Genomic DNA, 16,730 nt, shown 5'->3' on the forward strand with positions numbered 1-16,730 from the left:
GGGACCGACGACGAAGGACCGTGCTCAGGGCACGCGAATTTGACCCAGGGGATCTGGGCCGCTCACCAGTGTACGGGACGGCTGCCCTCCACCTCCAACCACCAGGAGACCTCGCGTCCTCAGAGCCCCGGCACGCGTTGATCTTGGAGTTGTTCGGGTATAGCTACTCCACGATCAACACTCGCGGTCGCCGCGGTCGAGCGTGTCGGCGAACTGACCCCCGGCTGACCGCCCGGCGTTCACCGTCGGTTCACGGCCATGCGGTTGGCTACCGGCGTGCTCCCCGCCCATCCGTTCGGCCCGCCTCTGGTCGCCACCATCAGCACCGACGGCTCGCAGGTCACGCTGCAGTGGGCCGCGGCCGACGACGACTGGGTGTCGCTGGGCGAGCACGTCGGCGCGTTCGACGTCCCCGACGCGGACGCGCTGACCGGCGCGGAACTGCTGGCCCGCTCCCCCGGCGTCTCCGACTACCTGCTGGAGCACCTGACGGTGACCCAGGACGGCGCCGCCTGCGCGGGGCGCGTCGATCTCATCGACCCGCTGGGCGAGGGCGCTCGGCTCGTCTACGACTGCGCCGCGCCGGTCACCGAGGTGGAGCTGACGGTGTCGGCACTCACGGATCTCAACGCGAGCTACCGGACGGTGGTGTCGACGGAGGGGTCGTCGGCGCAGACGCTGTTCACCGCCGACACCGCCACCCAGCCGTGGGACTTCACAGCCGGCGACGGGACGTCGTCGGCGCTGCCGCTGCTGGTCGCGGCCGGCGCGCTGCTGCTGCTCGGCGCCGTCGCCGGCGCGCTGTGGTGGCGACGGTCGACTGCCCGCCCCACACTTCAGCCGGAGCCGGTCACCGGTCCGTGACGCCGTGCAGGTGGCAGGCCGCGGCCTGTTCCGGCCCGGTCGGCTGCAGCACGGGGTCGTGGTCCGGGCACGGCTCGAACACCTTCGGGCAGCGGGTCCGGAACCGGCAGCCGGACGGCGGATCGGCCGGACTGGGCACGTCCCCGGTCAGAACGATCCGCTGCCGCGACCGCTCGCGCGTCGGCTCGGGCACCGGCACCGCGGACACCAGCGCCTCCGTGTACGGGTGCGCGGGCGTGCCGGACACCGACGAGCCGGCGCCGATCTCGACGACCCGGCCCAGGTACATGACGGCGACGCGGTCGGCCACCTGCCGCACGGCCGCGAGGTCGTGCGAGACGAACAGGTAGGTCAGCCCGAACTCGCGCTGCAGCCGGACCAGCAGGTTCACCACCTGTGCCTGCACGGACACGTCGAGCGAGGCGATCGGCTCGTCGCAGACGACGAAATCCGGCTCGCCGGCCAGCGCCCGGGCGATGCCGACCCGCTGCCGCTGTCCGCCGGAGAACTCGTGCGGATACCGGCCGCGGTGGTCGGGGTTCAGCCCGACTACCTCCATCAGCTCGCCGACCCGGGCCCGCCGCGCCGCCCGTCCCTTGTGCAGGCCGTGGATGGCCAGCGGCTCGCCGATCGATTCCGCGACCGTGCGCCGCGGGTCCAGCGACGCGTACGGGTCCTGGAAGATCATCGCGGTCCGCCGGCGCAGCGCCCGCAGCTCGCGCCGTCCGGCCGCCGTCACGTCCAGGCCGTCGAACTCCACCGTCCCGTCCGTCGGCTCGACGAGCCGGAGCAGCGCGTTCCCCAGTGTGGACTTGCCGCACCCCGACTCGCCGACCAGTCCCAGCGTCTCGCCGCGACGGACCTCGAGGTCGACGCCGTCGACGGCGCGCACCGGGCCGAAGTGGACCCGCAGGCCGGAGGCCCGCACCAGCACGTCACTCATGCGTGTCCTCCCCTGGCGACGTAGAAGGTCGCCGCCCGGTGCTCGGCGGCGCTGCCCGGTACCGGGGCCAGCGGCGGCGGCTCCGTCGCGCAGCGCGCGTCGGCGCGGACCGGGCAGCGCGGGTGGAACGCGCAGCCGGGCGGCAGGTCGGCGGGGTCCGGCGGCAGGCCCGGCATCGTCACCAGCTCGGCCCGCTCGCGAGCCGGCCGCGGGTCGTCCACCACCGGCAGCGCACCGAGCAGCCCGCGGGTGTACGGGTGCGCGGGCCGGCCGAACAGCTCGTCGACGGCGCCCTCCTCGACGCACCGGCCGGCGTACATGACGACGACGTGGTCGGCGATGCCGGCGACGACGCCGAGGTCGTGGGTGATCCACACGACGCCCATGCCGTGCTCGTCCTGCAGCCGCTCGATCAGCTCCAGGATCTGCGCCTGCACGGTGACGTCGAGCGCCGTCGTGGCCTCGTCGGCGATCAGCACCTTCGGGTTTCCGGCCAGCGCGATCGCGATCATGACCCGCTGGCGCATGCCGCCGGAGAGCTGGTGCGGGTACGCGCGCAGCCGGGCGGCGGCGTCGGGGATGCCGACCTCGGTGAGCAGCTCCGCGGCGCGCGAGCGGACGCCGTCGTCGGACACCTTCTCGTGCGCCCGCAGTGCCTCGCCGATCTGCCGCTCGACGGTCAGCACCGGGTTGAGCGAGGTCATCGGGTCCTGGAAGACCATGCCGATGCCGGCGCCCCGGACCCGGCGCAGCTCCTCCTCGGACCGCCCGATCAGCTCGGCGCCGTCGAACACCGCGCTACCGCGCACCTGCGCGGTGCCCGGCAACAGACCGAGGAGCGCGAGCGAGCTGACGCTCTTGCCCGAGCCGGACTCGCCGACGACGGCGAGCGTGCGGCCCGGGTGCAGCTCGAACGAGAGGCCGTTGACGACACGGGCCGGGCCGCGCCGGGTGCGGAAGGCGACATGCAGGTCGTCGACGGCGAGCACGGGGGCGGTCATCGGGTCGCTCCAGAAGTCGCCATGGCCTGGCGTTGCCGCGGGTCGAGCACGTCGCGCAGCGCGTCGCCCAGCACGTTGAACGCGAGCACCGTCACGAAGATCGCCAGGCCCGGGAAGACCGCCATCCACCAGGCCTGTTCGACGAAGCCGCGGCCCTCTGCGAGCATCCGGCCCCACGACGGGTCCGGCGGCTGGGTCCCCAGGCCGACGAAGCTCAGCGCCGCCTCGGACAGGATCGCGAACGCGAGGCTGATCGACGTCTGGACGATGATCGGCGCGGTCACGTTCGGCAGCACGTGCCGGCCGATGATGCGCAGGTCGCCGGCGCCGGCCGAGCGGGCCGCCTTCACGTAGACCTCCTCGCGGACGCTGAGCACGCTGGCGCGGGTGATGCGCGCGAAGATCGGCGTGTAGACGATGCCGATCGCGATCATCGCGTTGGTCGAGCCCGGCCCGAGGATCGCCAGCACGGCGATCGCCATGAGCATCGCCGGGAACGCGAACAGCACGTCCGACAGCCGCATCAGCACGTCGTCGACCCAGCGGCCGTAGTAGCCGGCCAGGAGGCCGATCAACACGCCGGCGACCAGCGAGATCCCGACGGCGACGGCGCCGACTCGCAGCGACACCTCCGCGCCCAGGATCACCCGCGACAGCACGTCGCGGCCGAGCTCGTCCGTGCCGAACCAGTGGTCGCCGCTGGGGGCCTGCAGCCGGCTCGACACGTCGGTGCCGGTGGCGTCGTGCGGGGCGAGGCGCTCGCCGAGGACGGCGGTGAGGACGAGGACGGCGAGCACCGCGGCCGCGACGATCGCCGTCGGGCCGCGGAACAGCAGCCGGAGCGTCTCGCCGGCCCTCATCGCGCGCTCCGGTAGGTGATGCGCGGGTCCAGCCGCGCGTACGCGAGGTCCACCAGCAGGTTGACCAGCAGGAAGATGACGGCGAACAGCAGCACCGCGCCCTGCAGCACCGGGTAGTCGCGCGACTCGACCGCCTGGAAGGCCAGCTGCCCGAGCCCCGGCCAGGCGAACACGTACTCCACCACCACGACGCCGGACAGCAGGTAGGCCAGCTGCACGCCGCCCACCGTCACCAGCGGGACCAGGGCGTTGCGCAGGACGTGCCACGTCAGCACGTCGCGGGCGCGCATGCCCTTGGCCCGGGCGGTCCGCACGTGGTCCTGGCCGAGCGACTCCAGGACCGACGAGCGGACGAACCGGGTGAGGATCGCGCCGCTGGAGACGCCCGCGGTGATGGCCGGCAGGATCAGGTGGCGGGCCCAGTCGACCGGGTCCTCCGTCAGCGCGACGTAGCCGGCCGACGGGAGCCAGCCCAGCGTCCCGGCGAACACCAGGATCAGCATGATGCCGAGCCAGAAGTCCGGCACGCTCAACCCGGCCTGGCTGGAGAGGCTGGCGAACCAGTCGACCGGCTTGCGGGGGTTGAGGGCGGAGAGGGTGCCGAGCGGGATCGCGATGAGCAGCGCGACGACGATGGCGGCGACGGCGAGGCTCAGGGTCGCGGGAACCCTTTCGAGGATCAGCGACAGCACCGTCTCGCCGGTGCGGAAGCTGACGCCGAAGTCTCCGGTGAGGGCGTTGCCGATCCAGGTGACGAATTGCACCGGCACCGGGTCGTCGAGGCCGGCACGTTCGCGCAGCGCCTGGTAGGTCTCGGGGTCGGCCTGCTGGCCGAGCGCGGCGCGGATCGGGTCCCCCGGCACCAGCTGCATGATCGCGAAGACCAGCACGCTGACGCCGAGCAGCACCGCGACCGACTGTGCCAGCCGCCGCAGCGCGTACCGCGTCACTCCGGCAGCCTCACGGTCTCGAAGTTGATCGCCTTGTCGGCGCGCACCTCGTAGCCCTCCAGGCCCGGGACCCACGCCTGCACGACGTCCGGGTTGTACAGGTAGAGGTAGCTGACGTCGTCGACGATCAGCTCCGCCGCCTGGTCGTAGAGCGCCTTGCGGGCGTCCTGGTCGGTCTCGGCCGCCGCTTGGTTGAGCAGTTCGTCGACCTCGGGGTTGCAGTAGCCCTGGAAGTTCGACGTCCCCTCGCAGACGTGCTGCGCGTGGTAGAAGCCGAACGGGTCCAGGTTGCCCAGCCAGCCGAGCAGGAACGCGTCGTAGTCGCCGGCGGCCTGGCGGTCCAGCCAGGTGGCGAACGCCTCCTGCTCGATGCCGACCTCGACGCCGACCTCGGCCAGTTGCGCCTGGATGACCTGCGCCGCCTGGACGGTCTCCGGGTACTCGTCGGTGACCATGAGTCCCATGGGCTGGGGGCTCTGTGCCGCTGTCTGCTCGATGAGCTGGGTGGCCTGGTCGGGGTCGTGCTCGAATGGGGCGTACTCGTGGTACCAGCGGCTCTGCTCCGGGATCGCCGTCTGGTTGGTCGTCGCCGCGCCGAACCGGGCCGCCTCGGTGACCTCGTCGCGGTCGATGCCGAACGCGACGCCGCGGCGGAAGTCGCGGTTGTCGAACGGCGGGCGGGCCTGGTTCATTGCGAGGTACCAGTAGTCGACGCTCGGGGTGACGCCGAGCTCGACCTGGTCGTCGTCCTGCAGGCCCTCGATGTCCTGCGGCGGGACGTTGTCGGTCCAGTGGACGTCACCGGAGCGGAGGGCGGTGAGCGCGGCGGCCGGTTCGCTGACGTACTGGAACTCGACGCCGTCGACGAGGGCCGGGTCGCCCCAGTAGTCGTCGTAGCGGGACAGGGTGACGCCGTTCGCGCCGACGTCCTCGAGGGTGAACGGGCCGGTACCGACGGCGGTGGTCGCGAGGTCGGTGGCCTCGGCGGAGCCCTCGGGGATGATCGCCATGCCCTTGAAGCCGCCGATGTTGTCCAGCAGGGCGGGCGTCGGCGTGGTAAGGGTGATCGCGACCGTCTGCGGGTCGGGCGCGTCGATGCTCGCGACGCTGGCGAAGCGGTAGGCGTTGGCCAGCTGCTCGTTGATGATGCGGTTGTAGGAGTAGACCACGTCCGCCGAGTCGAACGCGCTGCCGTCGTGGAAGGTGACGGCCTCGCGGAGGGTGAACGTCCAGGTGAGGCCGTCGTCGCTGGTGGTCCACTCGGTGGCGAGGCTGGGCTGGAACTCGCCCTCCGCGTCCGGGACGACGAGCGTGTCGTAGACGTTCTCGAGCACCTGGAAGCTGGCGTAGGCCTGGGTCTTGTGCGGGTCGAACTGGTCCGGCTGGGCCGAGATCGCGGCGACGAGCGTGCCGCCGTCGCTGCCGCCGCCGTTGCCGCCATCCGCGGCGTCGCCTCCGCCCTCGCCGCCGGCCGGGTCGTCGAGATCGACATCATCCCCGCCGCCGCACCCGGCGCTGACCAGCGCGATCACCGCCAGAGCGGCCACATGACCGACCGTGTGACCACGGACCTTTCCACGATTCATGTCAGCACCCATACCCGTCTACTCGCATGGTTCACACCCGTTTCGTCGCACCCGTCTCGCTCTCGACCCTTCCGGCCAGGGGGGTGGGGTCGTCCAGTCGAGCCCCGCGCGAGCCCTCCTTCGTTGCGACTTCGTGATGCACCTGTGAGCGGATCGCCTGGCGTGTCGCGTGCGCCGCGTTGTCCACAGCCCTGACGAGTTCGCGGAGTTGTCCCCAAATCCGCTCCGGCCCGCTGCCCCGGCCCGCTTCGGCGCGGAGGCTCGCAGACATGAGCCCTCTTCTCGCCGCCCTCCTCCTGATCGCTCTGCTCCCCGCCGCCGCAGCACCCGCCGACGCGGCGCCCGCGGCCGCGCTCCCACCCGGCGCCGGCTGGGTCTATCCGGTCGGTCCGCCGGGCGGTCCGGTCGAGGTCGTCAACGGCTTCGATCCCCCGGACCAGCCCTGGCTGGCGGGTCACCGCGGCGTCGACATCGCGTCGACCGCAGGCGCCGAGGTGCGCGCCGCCGGCCCGGGCACCGTCAGCTACGCCAGACCACTCGCCGGCCGCGGCGTCGTCGTCATCGACCACGGGCCGCTGCGCACCACATACGAGCCCGTCACCCCGATCGTCACCGTCGGCGACGAGGTCGGCGCCGGGCAGCCCATCGGCACGCTGGAGTCCGCCGGGAGCCACTGCGCGCCCGCGGCCTGCCTGCACTGGGGCGCGCGGGAGGGCGAGCGGTACACCGACCCGCTCGCGCTGATCGGCGGCGGATCGGTGCGGCTGCTACCGCTCGGCCCGCGGACCCTCACCGGCGGCCCACCACCTCCCCCGACGCAGCCGCCGTCGTCAGGCGGGTTGGCCTGGCCGGTCGCCGCGCCACGGATCACGTCGCCGTACGGGATGCGGATCCACCCGATCACCGGCGAACGCAAACTGCACGACGGCCTCGACCTCGCCGCCGCCTGTGGCGCGCCGATCCGCGCGGCCGCCGCCGGCCGGGTGACCGCAGCCGGCATCCGCGGACCGTACGGCCTGCAGCTCACCGTCGACCACAGCCGGATCCGCGGCACCCCGCTCACCACGTCCTACAGCCACCTGTCGGCGTTCTCGACGGCGGCGGGCCAGCCGGTCCGAGCCGGCCAGGTGATCGGCCGGGCGGGCACGACGGGCCTCTCCACCGGCTGCCACCTGCACTTCATGGTCTACGCCGCCGGCCTGGTCACCGACCCCGTGCCATGGCTGCCCACCTCGGACTCCGTCACGACAAGTGACCCTGCCAAGGCGATCCGCGGAGTCGTCGACGGAAGCGACACACAGGTGATCGTCCACGCCATGCCCGCCCGCCGCCAGCTCCTGAGGTGATCGCCATGCCACTTTCTTTCCAGCAGATCCTCGACCACGCCGACGAGCTGGCTCGTGTCTTCGAGGAGTATGAACCGCGCACCGCCGACGGCGGCGGGCCATCCTGAGCGCCGTCGCCGCCGCCCGGGCGGACGGCTTCTCGTGGTCGGTCATCGGCGCGTACCTCGGCACGTCCGGTGAGGCCGTTCGGCAGCGGTACGCCAAGCTCATCGCGGCCTGAGGAGGTGTCGGCGGCGTTTCGGCGCCGTCACGTTCGGGCGCATCGGGCGGAATCGGTTGTGCCGCGGATCACCTCTGCGCACTCTTGAGTGATCCATCCACAGGGGGCTGACGTCAGGCCTCGCGGTCGGCCGACACGGTGTGAACTTCGCGGGGCCAGGCCTGTATCCCCGACTTCTCGCGTCCGGAGCTGAAGTCCGCCATGTCCGTCCCTGTGTCCCCGGCCCTCGCCCTCAACGAAGCCGAAGTTTCCTTTCCCTTGTGGGACGCATCGCCGCCTGAGACCTCGCGGTCGGCTTCGGGGCTAGCCGACAAGCGGCGTCATGGCCTGCCCGTCCTGCCGCTCGGGTTCGGTGAGGCCGGGCTGCCGGTACACCCGGCGCTGCGCGAGGCGCTGGCCATCGGGAGCAGCCGGAACGCCTACGGGCCGGTGGCGGGGACGGCTGAGCTGCGCGAGGCGGCGGCCGGCTACTGGGCGCGCCGCGGCCTGCCGACCGACCCGGACCTGGTCGTGGCCGGCCCTGGGAGCAAGCCGCTGCTGTATGGGCTGCTGCTCGGCCTCGGCGGCGACATCGTCGCGCCGTCGCCGGGCTGGGTGAGCTCCCGGGCGCAGGCGCGGCTGACCGGCCACCGGCCCATCCACGTGCCGACGGGACCGGGTCGAGGCGGCGTGCCACGACCCGAACTCGTCGCCGACGCCGTGCTGGCGGCCCGCGCCGCCGGCCGCACCGTCCGCAGCGTCGTCGTCACGACACCGGACAACCCGACCGGCGACGTCCCGTCGCGCAGCACCGTCGAGCAGATCGCCCAGGTGGCTCGCGAGCTGGACCTCGCCATTGTCTCCAACGAAATCTACCGCGACCTCGTGCACGACCCCAGCACGTTCGTGCACAGCCCGGCCGAGTTCGCGCCGGAACGGACGATCGTCACCACGGGGCTGTCGAAGAGCCTGGCCCTGTGCGGCTGGCGGCTCGGCGTCATGCGGCTGCCCGACAGCCCGCTCGGCCGGTCGCTGCTGGCCGACGTGCTGGGCGTCGCCAGTGAGGTGTGGTCCAGCCCCGCGGCGCCGGTCCAATACGCCGCCGCGTACGCGTTCGGCGAGCCCGAGGAGCTGACCGAGCGGGTCGAGCGGAGCCGCCGCCTGCACGGCGCCGTCGTCCGGGCGGTGGCGGAACGTCTCAAGCGCGCGGGCGCCGCCCTGCCGACCCCGCGGGCCGGCTTCTACCTCTACCCCGACTTCGGCGGTTGGAGCGGTTACCTCGAGCGTGAGCACGGCATCACCACCGGCCGGCAGCTGGCCGCCCACCTGCTGGACGCGTTCGGCCTCGGCGGACTGCCCGCGGCCGACTTCGAGGGCGGCCACGACGCGCTGCGGCTGCGCCTGGCGACGAGCCTCCTCTATGGCGACACCGACGTGCAGCGCTACGCCGCCCTCGCCGCCGACGACCCCACGCGGCTGCCCTGGATCCGGGCGCACCTCGATCGCCTCGACGAGATCCTCACCGGCCTCGCCCGGCACGCCGACCCCGTCCACGCCCGCGGCCTGGCCTGCTGACCCGGCGGGGCGATCAGCGGGTCACGGCCCAGCAGCGCCCTCAGGCGCGTGGATGGGCCTGCTGGTAGGCCTTGCGCAGCCGCTCGACCGAGACGTGCGTGTAGATCTGTGTCGTGCCGAGCGAGGCGTGCCCGAGCAGCTCCTGGACGCTGCGGAGGTCGGCGCCGCCCTCGAGCAGGTGCGTCGCCGCCGTGTGGCGCAGCCCGTGCGGCCCGAGATCGGGCGCGCCGGACACCGCGCGCAGCCGGCGGTGCACGACGGTGCGCGCGGTGCGCTGGTCGAGCCGCCGGCCGCGCACCCCGACGAACAGCGCCGGGCCCGCCGCGGGCGTGGACAGCGCCGGACGGCCGGTGCGCAACCACGCATCGAGCGCTTCCGCCGCCGGCACGCCATAGGGCACCGTCCGCTCCTTGCTGCCCTTGCCGAGGACGCGGACGACCCGCCGTCCCTCGTCGAGGTCGTCGACGTCCAGGCCGACCAGCTCGCCGACCCGGATGCCCGTCGCATACAGCAGCTCCAGCAACGCGTGGTCGCGCAGGTTCACCGGATCGCCGTCCGAGGCGTCGTCGGCGGCCGCGTCCATCAGCGTGGCGGCCTCGCCCGCACGCAGCACCTCGGGGAGCGTCCGGCGGGCCTTCGGCGTGGCCAGCACGCTACCGACGTCCTCACCCAGCAGCCCGGTGCGGTGCGCCCAGGCCGTGAAGACCCGCGCCGCCGAGGCGCGCCGGGCCAGCGTGGCGCGCGACCGGCCGCGGGTGCTCTGCCCCGCCAGCCAACTGCGCAGAGCGGCGAGGTCGAGCTGGCCGACCTCGGTGCGACCGAGCCGCGTCAGATGCGTCATGAGCGACGCGACGTCTCCCGTGTAGGCGCGGACGGTGTGCTCGGACCTGTTCCGCTCCGCCGCCAGGTGCCGCGCGAACTCTGCGACGGCGCCGGCCAGCGCCTCGGGCAGATCCTCATCGGCGTCCATGCCTCCAGGATCGCCCGGCGGCGTCGTCGGCGCCTGCCGCCACGCGGGTGGCGGGTCGCGACCGTCAGTCTTCGAGGACGAAGGTGACCTCCATGGCCACCTGGTAGGCGACGATCTCGCCGTCGCGGATCTCGACCTTCTGATCCTGGATCCACGCTCCGGAAACGTTGCGAAGTGTCTGGTTCGCCCGCGCGATACCCACGCGGACGGCGTCGTCGAAGCTCGTCTCGGACCGCGCGCTGATGTTGGTGATGCGTGCGACAGAGCCCATGAGCGGATCCCCTCTCCCTGTCGGCGCCGCCGGATGGCGTGGCGCCCCGTTGCGTCCATGCATACCCCTTCCAGCCAGGTCATGCGCGGGCTTCCAGTGGACTGATCGTCGAACCGAGCCGCCAGCCACCGTCCACATGAGTGACCCAGCTGCCGGCGGCCAGCTCGTTCAGCACCGTCGCGACCGCTTCGTCGGGCAGGCCGGTCCGCCGCGCAAGGCCGGCGACGGTCTCGAGCGCACCGGCCTGCATCCGCTCGCGGACCATCGAGTGGACCGGCAGCAGGTCGTCGATGGGCCGCGACTCGCGCTCCGGGTCCGGGGGCGTGTAGGCGCCGAGCCGGCCGATCGCCTCGAGCACGTCCGCGACGCCGGTGACCAGCGTTGCCGCGCCGTCGCGGACGAGGTTGTGGCAGCCGGCGGAGAGCGCTGAAGTGATCGGCCCAGGCACGACGAGCGTCTCGCGGCTGAGCTTCTGCGTCCACGCCGCCGTGCTGAGCGCGCCAGACCGCGGCGCCGCCTCGACGATGACGGTTCCGGCGCTCAGAGCTGCGATGATGCGGTTACGGGCGAGGAACCACGCACGCATCGGCCGGCTGCCGGGCGGCACCTCGCTGACGAGCACGCCGTCGGCCGCGATGCGTTCCAGGAGCTGGGCGTGGCTGGCTGGGTACGGCACGTCGACGCCGCAGGCGAGGACCGCGACGGTCGGCCCGCCGACGCCGAGGGCGCCCCGGTGGGCGGCGGCGTCGATGCCGAACGCCGCACCCGAGACGACCGTCCGGCCGGCCAAGGCGAGATCGGTCGCCAGGTCGGACGCGACCCGCTCGCCGTAGCGAGAGCAGTTGCGCGACCCGACGACCGCGACCGCCGACTCCGCCAGGGCCGCGACGTCACCGTCGCCGGACAGCCACAACCCCAGCGGCGGTGGAACCTTCTCGCCGTAGTCCAGCGTCGCCGCCATGTCGTCGAGCGGTGCCGGCCAGCCCGGCTCGTCCGGGCACAGGTACCGGATGCCGAGCCGCTCGGCACGCTCGAGCACCTCGGCGCCGTCGACCTGCTCGGCCCGCCGCCGCAGCACCCGAGACTTGTCGAGGGCGTCGTCGCCCTGGCGGATCGCCCGCCAGGTCGCCTCGGCTCCGGCGTCGCGCACCCGCAGTGCGATCGCCTTGTTGCCCGGCTCCGTGACGGCGGACAGCGCGGCTCGGGCGGCGCGTTCGGCGGACGACCGGGCCACGCGCGACTGTTGGGCGCTCATACATCCTCCCCCAGCCGGAGCCGGAGCGCCGTGCGCACGTCCGCGGCGGTGGGCCGGTCGCGGCCGGCGAGGTCCGCGACCGTCCAGGCGACCCGCACCACCCGGTCGACCCCGCGCAGCGTGAGGCTGCCCTCCCGGACCGCCCCGAACGCCGGCGCCGTGACGTCGGCCGGGAGCCTCAGCTCGCGGCGCAGAAAGGGGCCGGGCAGCTCGCCGTTGCACTGCCACGGCGTGCCGTGCAGCCGCTGCTCCTGCCGTGCGCGTGCCTCGGCGACGCGGTCGGCGACCACCTTGCTCGGCTCGGCGGCGGCGTCGAGTTCGGCCATGGTGGGCGCGTCCACCGCCACCCGGATGTCGACGCGGTCGCGGACCGGGCCGGACAGCCGCTGGCCGTACCGGCGGACCGCGTCGGGGCGGCAGGTGCACTCGTGCACGGTGCTGCCGAAGTTGCCGCATGGGCACGGGTTCTGCGCGAGCACCAGCAGGAACCGGGCCGGGAACACCGACGTGGCGTCAGAGCGCGCCAACGTCAGGGTGCCGCTCTCGAGCGGCTGTCGCAGCGAGTCGAGCACCCGTGGCGGGAACTCCGGCGCCTCGTCGAGGAAGAGCACGCCGCGGTGCGCCAGACTGGCCGCGCCCGGCCGTGGCATTCGCGACCCACCGCCCACGATCGAGACGAGCGACGAGGTGTGGTGCGGGTCGGCGAACGGCGGCCGGACGATGAGCGGCCGGCCCGGCGGCAATACGCCCGCGATCGAGTGGATCGCCGTGACCTCGAGCGACTCGTCGGGCGAGAGGTCGGGCAGCAGCGACGGCAGCCGGCGGGCCAGCATGGTCTTACCCGAGCCCGGCGGACCGGTGAGCAGCAGGTGGTGATGCCCTGCGGCGGCGATCTCGACCGCACGCTTGGCTTCGGCCTGGCCGGCCACGTCAGCCAGGTCGAGATCGTCGTCAGCGGCCGGTGCGAGCACGTCGGCCGGGTCGTCGACCTCGTCGAGCGGCTCGTCCGGGATCTCCGTCCCGCGGAGGAACGCCAGCACCTGCCGCAGCGATCTGGCGCCGAACACCCGGATGCCAGGGATCAGCCGCGCCTCGGCCGCGTTGGCCTCGGGGACGACCGCGCGGCTCAACCCGGCCCGCTCCGCTGCCAGGACGGCGGGCAGTACCCCGCGGACCGGCCGCAGCCGCCCGTCCAGCGCCAGCTCGCCCAGGAACGCCATGCCGTCGAGGGCGGCCGGTGACACCTCCTCGGCCGCCGCCAGGATCGCTACGGCCACACCGAGGTCGAAGTGACTGCCGCGCTTGGGCAACGCCGCCGGTGACAGGCTCACCGTGATCCTCTGCAGCGGCCACGGTTCACGACTGGACATGATGGCGGCGCGCACGCGGTCGCGCGACTCGTGCAGCGACGCATCCGGCAGACCGACCAACGAGAACCCGGGCATGCCGCCGATGTGCACCTCGATGTCGACAACGGTGCCCCGGCCCCCGACGAGCGCCACACCGTGGCACCGCGCCAGGCGCGTCACTGTGCACCCCGCACGTGTACGACCTGCGGGTCACCGCGGCGGCGCCGGTGGACCGCGACGACGTCGACCCGCAGGCCGGCGGCCGCGCGGCCGGCCTCGTCGCGCCAGCGCCGCGCAAGCCGGTGGAGTCTGGCCAGCTTCTCCGGCGTGACGGCCTCGAGACCCGAGCCGAACCCGAGGCCGCTGCGCGTCTTCACCTCGCACACCACGACCGTGGTGCCGTCGAGCGCGACGATGTCGATCTCGCCGATGTCGCAGCGCCAGTTGCGCTCGAGCACGACGAACCCGGCCCGCTCCAGATGCTCCACGGCGACCTGTTCGCCGTAGGCCCCGATGCTGTCCTTGAGTCGCACCGGCCTCACCTCCCGCCACGAGCCTTGCCGGATCGGGCGGCCGGTTCGACCGCGAAATCGCGGAATGTGGACAACGGGCGAAGTCCATGGAGCCTGTGGATGGTGGCGCGGCAGCTATCCGGGGGACGGGGCGAGTCTGGGCACACCTCGATGTGCCGTGGCGTGCACCTGCAGTCTGTAGACGACCGTGATCATCAAGGATCGCCTGCATCACCAGAATTCTTGGAGCCTCGACACGATTGCAGGCGTGGTGATGCTCCAGGAAACGTGGTGACGTGCCCGGATCACGGTGAATCACATCGTGGACGCCGCGCGTCGCCAGATTCCCCCGTCCGCCTGATAGCGCCCAGAGCCGCGGAGGCGCGGGTCAAGTCCAAGCCCCCCAACCACAGCGAGCCCCGACCCCAGCGGGCGCGGACTTGAGGCGCGGGTCCGCGGCAAAGACAATCGGGCAGCACGGGGACGGCCAACGGCACAGACCCCAGCCAACGTGCCACCCACGCAACGAGAGCCGTCCGCCGAGCACGCGGCGACGCCACCGACGACGCCGAACCACCCACCCGGGACGCGCTGATCGTCGTCCACCGCGGCGAACCCCACAGGTGAGAAGCACCCACGGAAGCAGCAGAAGAGCCCCAGAAGGTCAACGTGACCTTGGCCGAGGCGAGCCCGGCCCAGGACGGAGGTCGAAGGCGGCCCAGGGCCGAGGCCTGCTCAGCCCACGCGGGGCAACTGGCGTCAGGACTTGGGGATCTCCAGGTCGCTCTTGGCGAGCTCCTCGACGTTGACGTCCTTGAACGTGACGACCTTGACGTTCTTGACGAAGCGCGCCGGGCGGTACATGTCCCACACCCAGGCGTCGCTCATGGTGACCTCGAAGTAGACGTCGCTGCCTTCGCCGCGCACTTGGAAGTCCACGTTGTTGGTGAGGTAGAACCGCCGTTCGGTCTCGACCACGTACGAGAACAGGCCGACCACGTCGCGGTACTCGCGATAGAGCGAAAGCTCCATCTCGGTCTCGTACTTCTCGAGATCCTCAGCACTCATAGGTCGGGTTCCCCTTTCCAGCCTTCGTCTCCAAGGGATACCACGCGCGCGACGTTGGCGTAGGACCGACGGTGAACCGGGCTCGGCCCGTACGCCGCCAGCGCCTGCTGGTGCTCGTCGGTCACGTAGCCCTTGTGCGCGTCGAACCCGTAGTGAGGCCACTGTTCGTGCAGCTGACACATGATGCGATCGCGGGTGACCTTGGCGATGACGGACGCCGCGGCGATGCAGGCGGCGACCTGGTCGCCCTTCCACATCGCGAGGCCCGGCACGCCCAGCCCGGTGACCGGGAAGCCGTCAGTCAGCACGTACGACGGCGAGGGGTCGAGGCGGGCAAGGGCACGGCGCATGGCGATGATGTTGCTGCGGTGCAGCCCGACGCGGTCGACCTCGTCGGGCGGGACGATGATGACGGACCAGGCGACCGCACGGGCGACGACCTGGTCGTAGGCGCGTTCGCGGGCGGGCGGCGTCAGCAGCTTGGAGTCGGCCAGGCCCGGGATCTCGCCACGCTTGCCGGGCGCCAGCACCGCCGCCCCGACCACCAGCGGGCCGGCGCACGCGCCCCGTCCGGCCTCGTCGGCGCCTGCGACCGGCGCGAACCCGGACCGGGCCAGCGTCCGTTCGTAGGCGTACAGTCCGGCGTCGCGCCGGACCAGGATGCGTCGTCGGGCGAGTGTGTGCATGACGGGTCAGGGTTCGGGGACGTCGTCGAACACGCCGTCGCTGCTGATGCCGTCCCAGCGGGCGAACGGCCAGGCGATGGCGAACGCCCGCCCCACGACGAGGTCCTCGGAGAACGTCCCATGGATGCGGGAGTCGCCGGAGTTGGAGCGGTGATCGCCCATGACGAACAGCTCGCCGTCGGGAACGGTCCGCTCGAACTCGTTGAGCGACGGCGAGTCGCCCGGGTAGAGGTAGGCGGACTCGTCGATGGGCGTGCCGTTGACGGTGATGTGCCCGGAGTCGTCGCAGCAGGCCACGGTGTCGCCGCCGACGCCGATGACCCGCTTGATCAGGTGCTCTTCGGCGTCATCGGGCAGCACGCCGACGAACTCGAAGACGTCCTTGATGGCGCCGCCGACGCCGGAGCCGCCGGACGGCGCTTGGTCGCCGAGCCAGCGGTCGGGGTCCTCGAACACGACGACGTCGCCGCGATGGATGTCGCCGAACTGCAGGCTGATCTTCGACACGAGCACGCGGTCGCCCACCAGCAGGGTGTCTTCCATCGACCCGGACGGGATGAGGAAGGCCTGCACGAGGAAGATGCGCACGACCGTCGCGATGAGCAGGGAGAGCGCCACCACGATGGCGGTCTCTTTGAAGAAGGCGGCCAGCCCGTTCCGAGAGCCGGCGCTGGCCGTCTCGGTGCCGTCGCCACCGCGACGTGGGCTCCTGTCGCCTTCCCGAGGCACGCTCTCCTCGGTCACGGCATCTCCCTGGGATATCCGGGGCGAGCCCGGCGAAGAGTCGAACGCTTCCGGTGGCACGTGAGCAACAATACGTGCCTCCGGCACGCTACCCGGTGGCGGTGCCGTGCCGTTGCCACCGGGTTCCCCTGGAGGGAGCGTCAGGCCGTCTCGCGCTTCTCGCGGATCTTGGCGGCCTTGCCGCGCAGGTTGCGCAGGTAGTAGAGCTTCGCCCGGCGGACGTCACCGCGGGTGACCAGCTCGATCTTCTCGATGACCGGGGTGTGCACCGGGAACGTGCGCTCGACCCCGACGCCGAAGCTCACCTTGCGGACGGTGAACGTCTCGCGGATGCCCGAGCCCTGGCGGCGGATGACGACGCCCTGGAAGACCTGGATACGGGACCGGTTGCCCTCGACGACGCGGACGTGGACCTTGAGGTTGTCGCCCGCGCGGAAGGCCGGGATGTCGTCGCGCAGCTGCGCGGAATCGACGGAGTCGAGCAGGTGCATGATCGTGTTCGCTCTCTCGCGGGCGCCACGGGTCGCCTACGGCTTCAGGTGTTGTCAGGG

At 72.5% G+C, this 16,730-nt stretch carries 17 protein-coding genes; 3 read left to right on the plus strand and 14 right to left on the minus strand.

Annotation, left to right across the window (positions count from 1 at the left end):
• Positions 1-258: 258 nt before the first annotated feature.
• Positions 259-864: a hypothetical protein gene (locus E1262_RS17320; protein WP_132104395.1), complete on the plus strand. Its 606-nt coding sequence runs from the start codon at positions 259-261 to the stop codon at positions 862-864.
• On the opposite strand, the gene E1262_RS17325 is transcribed toward E1262_RS17320, so the two are convergent.
• Genes E1262_RS17325 through E1262_RS17345 form a run of 5 tightly spaced genes read right to left on the minus strand, consistent with a single transcriptional unit; the run spans position 851 to position 6,204 of the window.
• On the minus strand, positions 851-1,807 hold the full coding sequence (locus tag E1262_RS17325; protein ID WP_132104396.1) for an ABC transporter ATP-binding protein: 957 nt from the start codon (positions 1,805-1,807) through the stop codon (positions 851-853). The genes E1262_RS17320 and E1262_RS17325 overlap by 14 nt on opposite strands.
• Positions 1,804-2,808 carry an ABC transporter ATP-binding protein gene (locus E1262_RS17330; RefSeq protein WP_132104397.1) on the minus strand — a complete coding sequence of 335 codons (1,005 nt, stop codon included), beginning with the start codon at positions 2,806-2,808 and terminating at the stop codon, positions 1,804-1,806. Before E1262_RS17330 ends, E1262_RS17325 begins: the two co-directional genes overlap by 4 nt.
• Positions 2,805-3,668, minus strand: a complete 864-nt coding sequence (locus E1262_RS17335; RefSeq protein WP_132104398.1) for an ABC transporter permease — start codon at positions 3,666-3,668, stop codon at positions 2,805-2,807. Before E1262_RS17335 ends, E1262_RS17330 begins: the two co-directional genes overlap by 4 nt.
• On the minus strand, positions 3,665-4,618 hold the full coding sequence (locus E1262_RS17340; RefSeq protein ID WP_132104399.1) for an ABC transporter permease: 954 nt from the start codon (positions 4,616-4,618) through the stop codon (positions 3,665-3,667). Before E1262_RS17340 ends, E1262_RS17335 begins: the two co-directional genes overlap by 4 nt.
• On the minus strand, positions 4,615-6,204 hold the full coding sequence (locus tag E1262_RS17345) for an ABC transporter substrate-binding protein (RefSeq protein ID WP_132104400.1): 1,590 nt from the start codon (positions 6,202-6,204) through the stop codon (positions 4,615-4,617). Before E1262_RS17345 ends, E1262_RS17340 begins: the two co-directional genes overlap by 4 nt.
• Before the next feature lie 269 nt (positions 6,205-6,473).
• Between E1262_RS17345 and E1262_RS17350 the strand changes: the two genes are divergently transcribed.
• Both E1262_RS17350 and E1262_RS17360 read left to right on the plus strand, forming a co-directional pair.
• Positions 6,474-7,550, plus strand: coding sequence for a peptidoglycan DD-metalloendopeptidase family protein (locus E1262_RS17350; protein WP_132104401.1), 1,077 nt, complete (start codon positions 6,474-6,476; stop codon positions 7,548-7,550).
• A 421-nt stretch (positions 7,551-7,971) separates the two neighbouring features.
• Entirely contained in the window at positions 7,972-9,324 is a 1,353-nt protein-coding gene (locus E1262_RS17360) for a pyridoxal phosphate-dependent aminotransferase (protein ID WP_132104402.1), read from the plus strand.
• A 40-nt stretch (positions 9,325-9,364) separates the two neighbouring features.
• Here the strand turns inward: E1262_RS17360 and E1262_RS17365 are convergent, their stop codons facing one another.
• The 9 genes from E1262_RS17365 to rplS form a co-directional block, all read right to left on the minus strand.
• On the minus strand, positions 9,365-10,294 hold the full coding sequence (locus E1262_RS17365) for a tyrosine recombinase XerC (RefSeq protein ID WP_132104403.1): 930 nt from the start codon (positions 10,292-10,294) through the stop codon (positions 9,365-9,367).
• 64 nt (positions 10,295-10,358) lie between these two features.
• Positions 10,359-10,565, minus strand: a complete 207-nt coding sequence (locus tag E1262_RS17370; RefSeq protein WP_132104404.1) for a dodecin family protein — start codon at positions 10,563-10,565, stop codon at positions 10,359-10,361.
• Between the two features lie 79 nt (positions 10,566-10,644).
• Positions 10,645-11,820 (minus strand): DNA-processing protein DprA, encoded by a 1,176-nt coding sequence (gene dprA / locus E1262_RS17375; RefSeq protein ID WP_132104405.1) that lies wholly within the window; start codon positions 11,818-11,820, stop codon positions 10,645-10,647.
• Positions 11,817-13,322, minus strand: a complete 1,506-nt coding sequence (locus E1262_RS17380) for a YifB family Mg chelatase-like AAA ATPase (protein WP_238992969.1) — start codon at positions 13,320-13,322, stop codon at positions 11,817-11,819. The genes dprA and E1262_RS17380 overlap by 4 nt, the downstream gene beginning before the upstream one ends.
• Before the next feature lie 23 nt (positions 13,323-13,345).
• Entirely contained in the window at positions 13,346-13,702 is a 357-nt protein-coding gene (locus tag E1262_RS17385; RefSeq protein ID WP_132104406.1) for a YraN family protein, read from the minus strand.
• A gap of 738 nt (positions 13,703-14,440) precedes the next feature.
• A complete protein-coding gene (locus tag E1262_RS17390; protein WP_119658451.1) occupies positions 14,441-14,749 on the minus strand; it encodes a DUF2469 domain-containing protein in 309 nt (102 codons plus the stop codon).
• Positions 14,746-15,435, minus strand: a complete 690-nt coding sequence (locus E1262_RS17395; protein ID WP_132104407.1) for a ribonuclease HII — start codon at positions 15,433-15,435, stop codon at positions 14,746-14,748. Before E1262_RS17395 ends, E1262_RS17390 begins: the two co-directional genes overlap by 4 nt.
• A gap of 6 nt (positions 15,436-15,441) precedes the next feature.
• Complete coding sequence (gene lepB / locus E1262_RS17400) at positions 15,442-16,179, minus strand: signal peptidase I (protein WP_162605960.1); 738 nt, start codon at positions 16,177-16,179, stop codon at positions 15,442-15,444.
• Between the two features lie 140 nt (positions 16,180-16,319).
• A complete protein-coding gene (rplS, locus tag E1262_RS17405) occupies positions 16,320-16,673 on the minus strand; it encodes a 50S ribosomal protein L19 (protein ID WP_046772397.1) in 354 nt (117 codons plus the stop codon).
• Between the last annotated feature and the right edge of the window lie 57 nt (positions 16,674-16,730).

This window comes from Jiangella aurantiaca, from assembly GCF_004349105.1.
Taxonomy (GTDB): domain Bacteria; phylum Actinomycetota; class Actinomycetes; order Jiangellales; family Jiangellaceae; genus Jiangella; species Jiangella aurantiaca.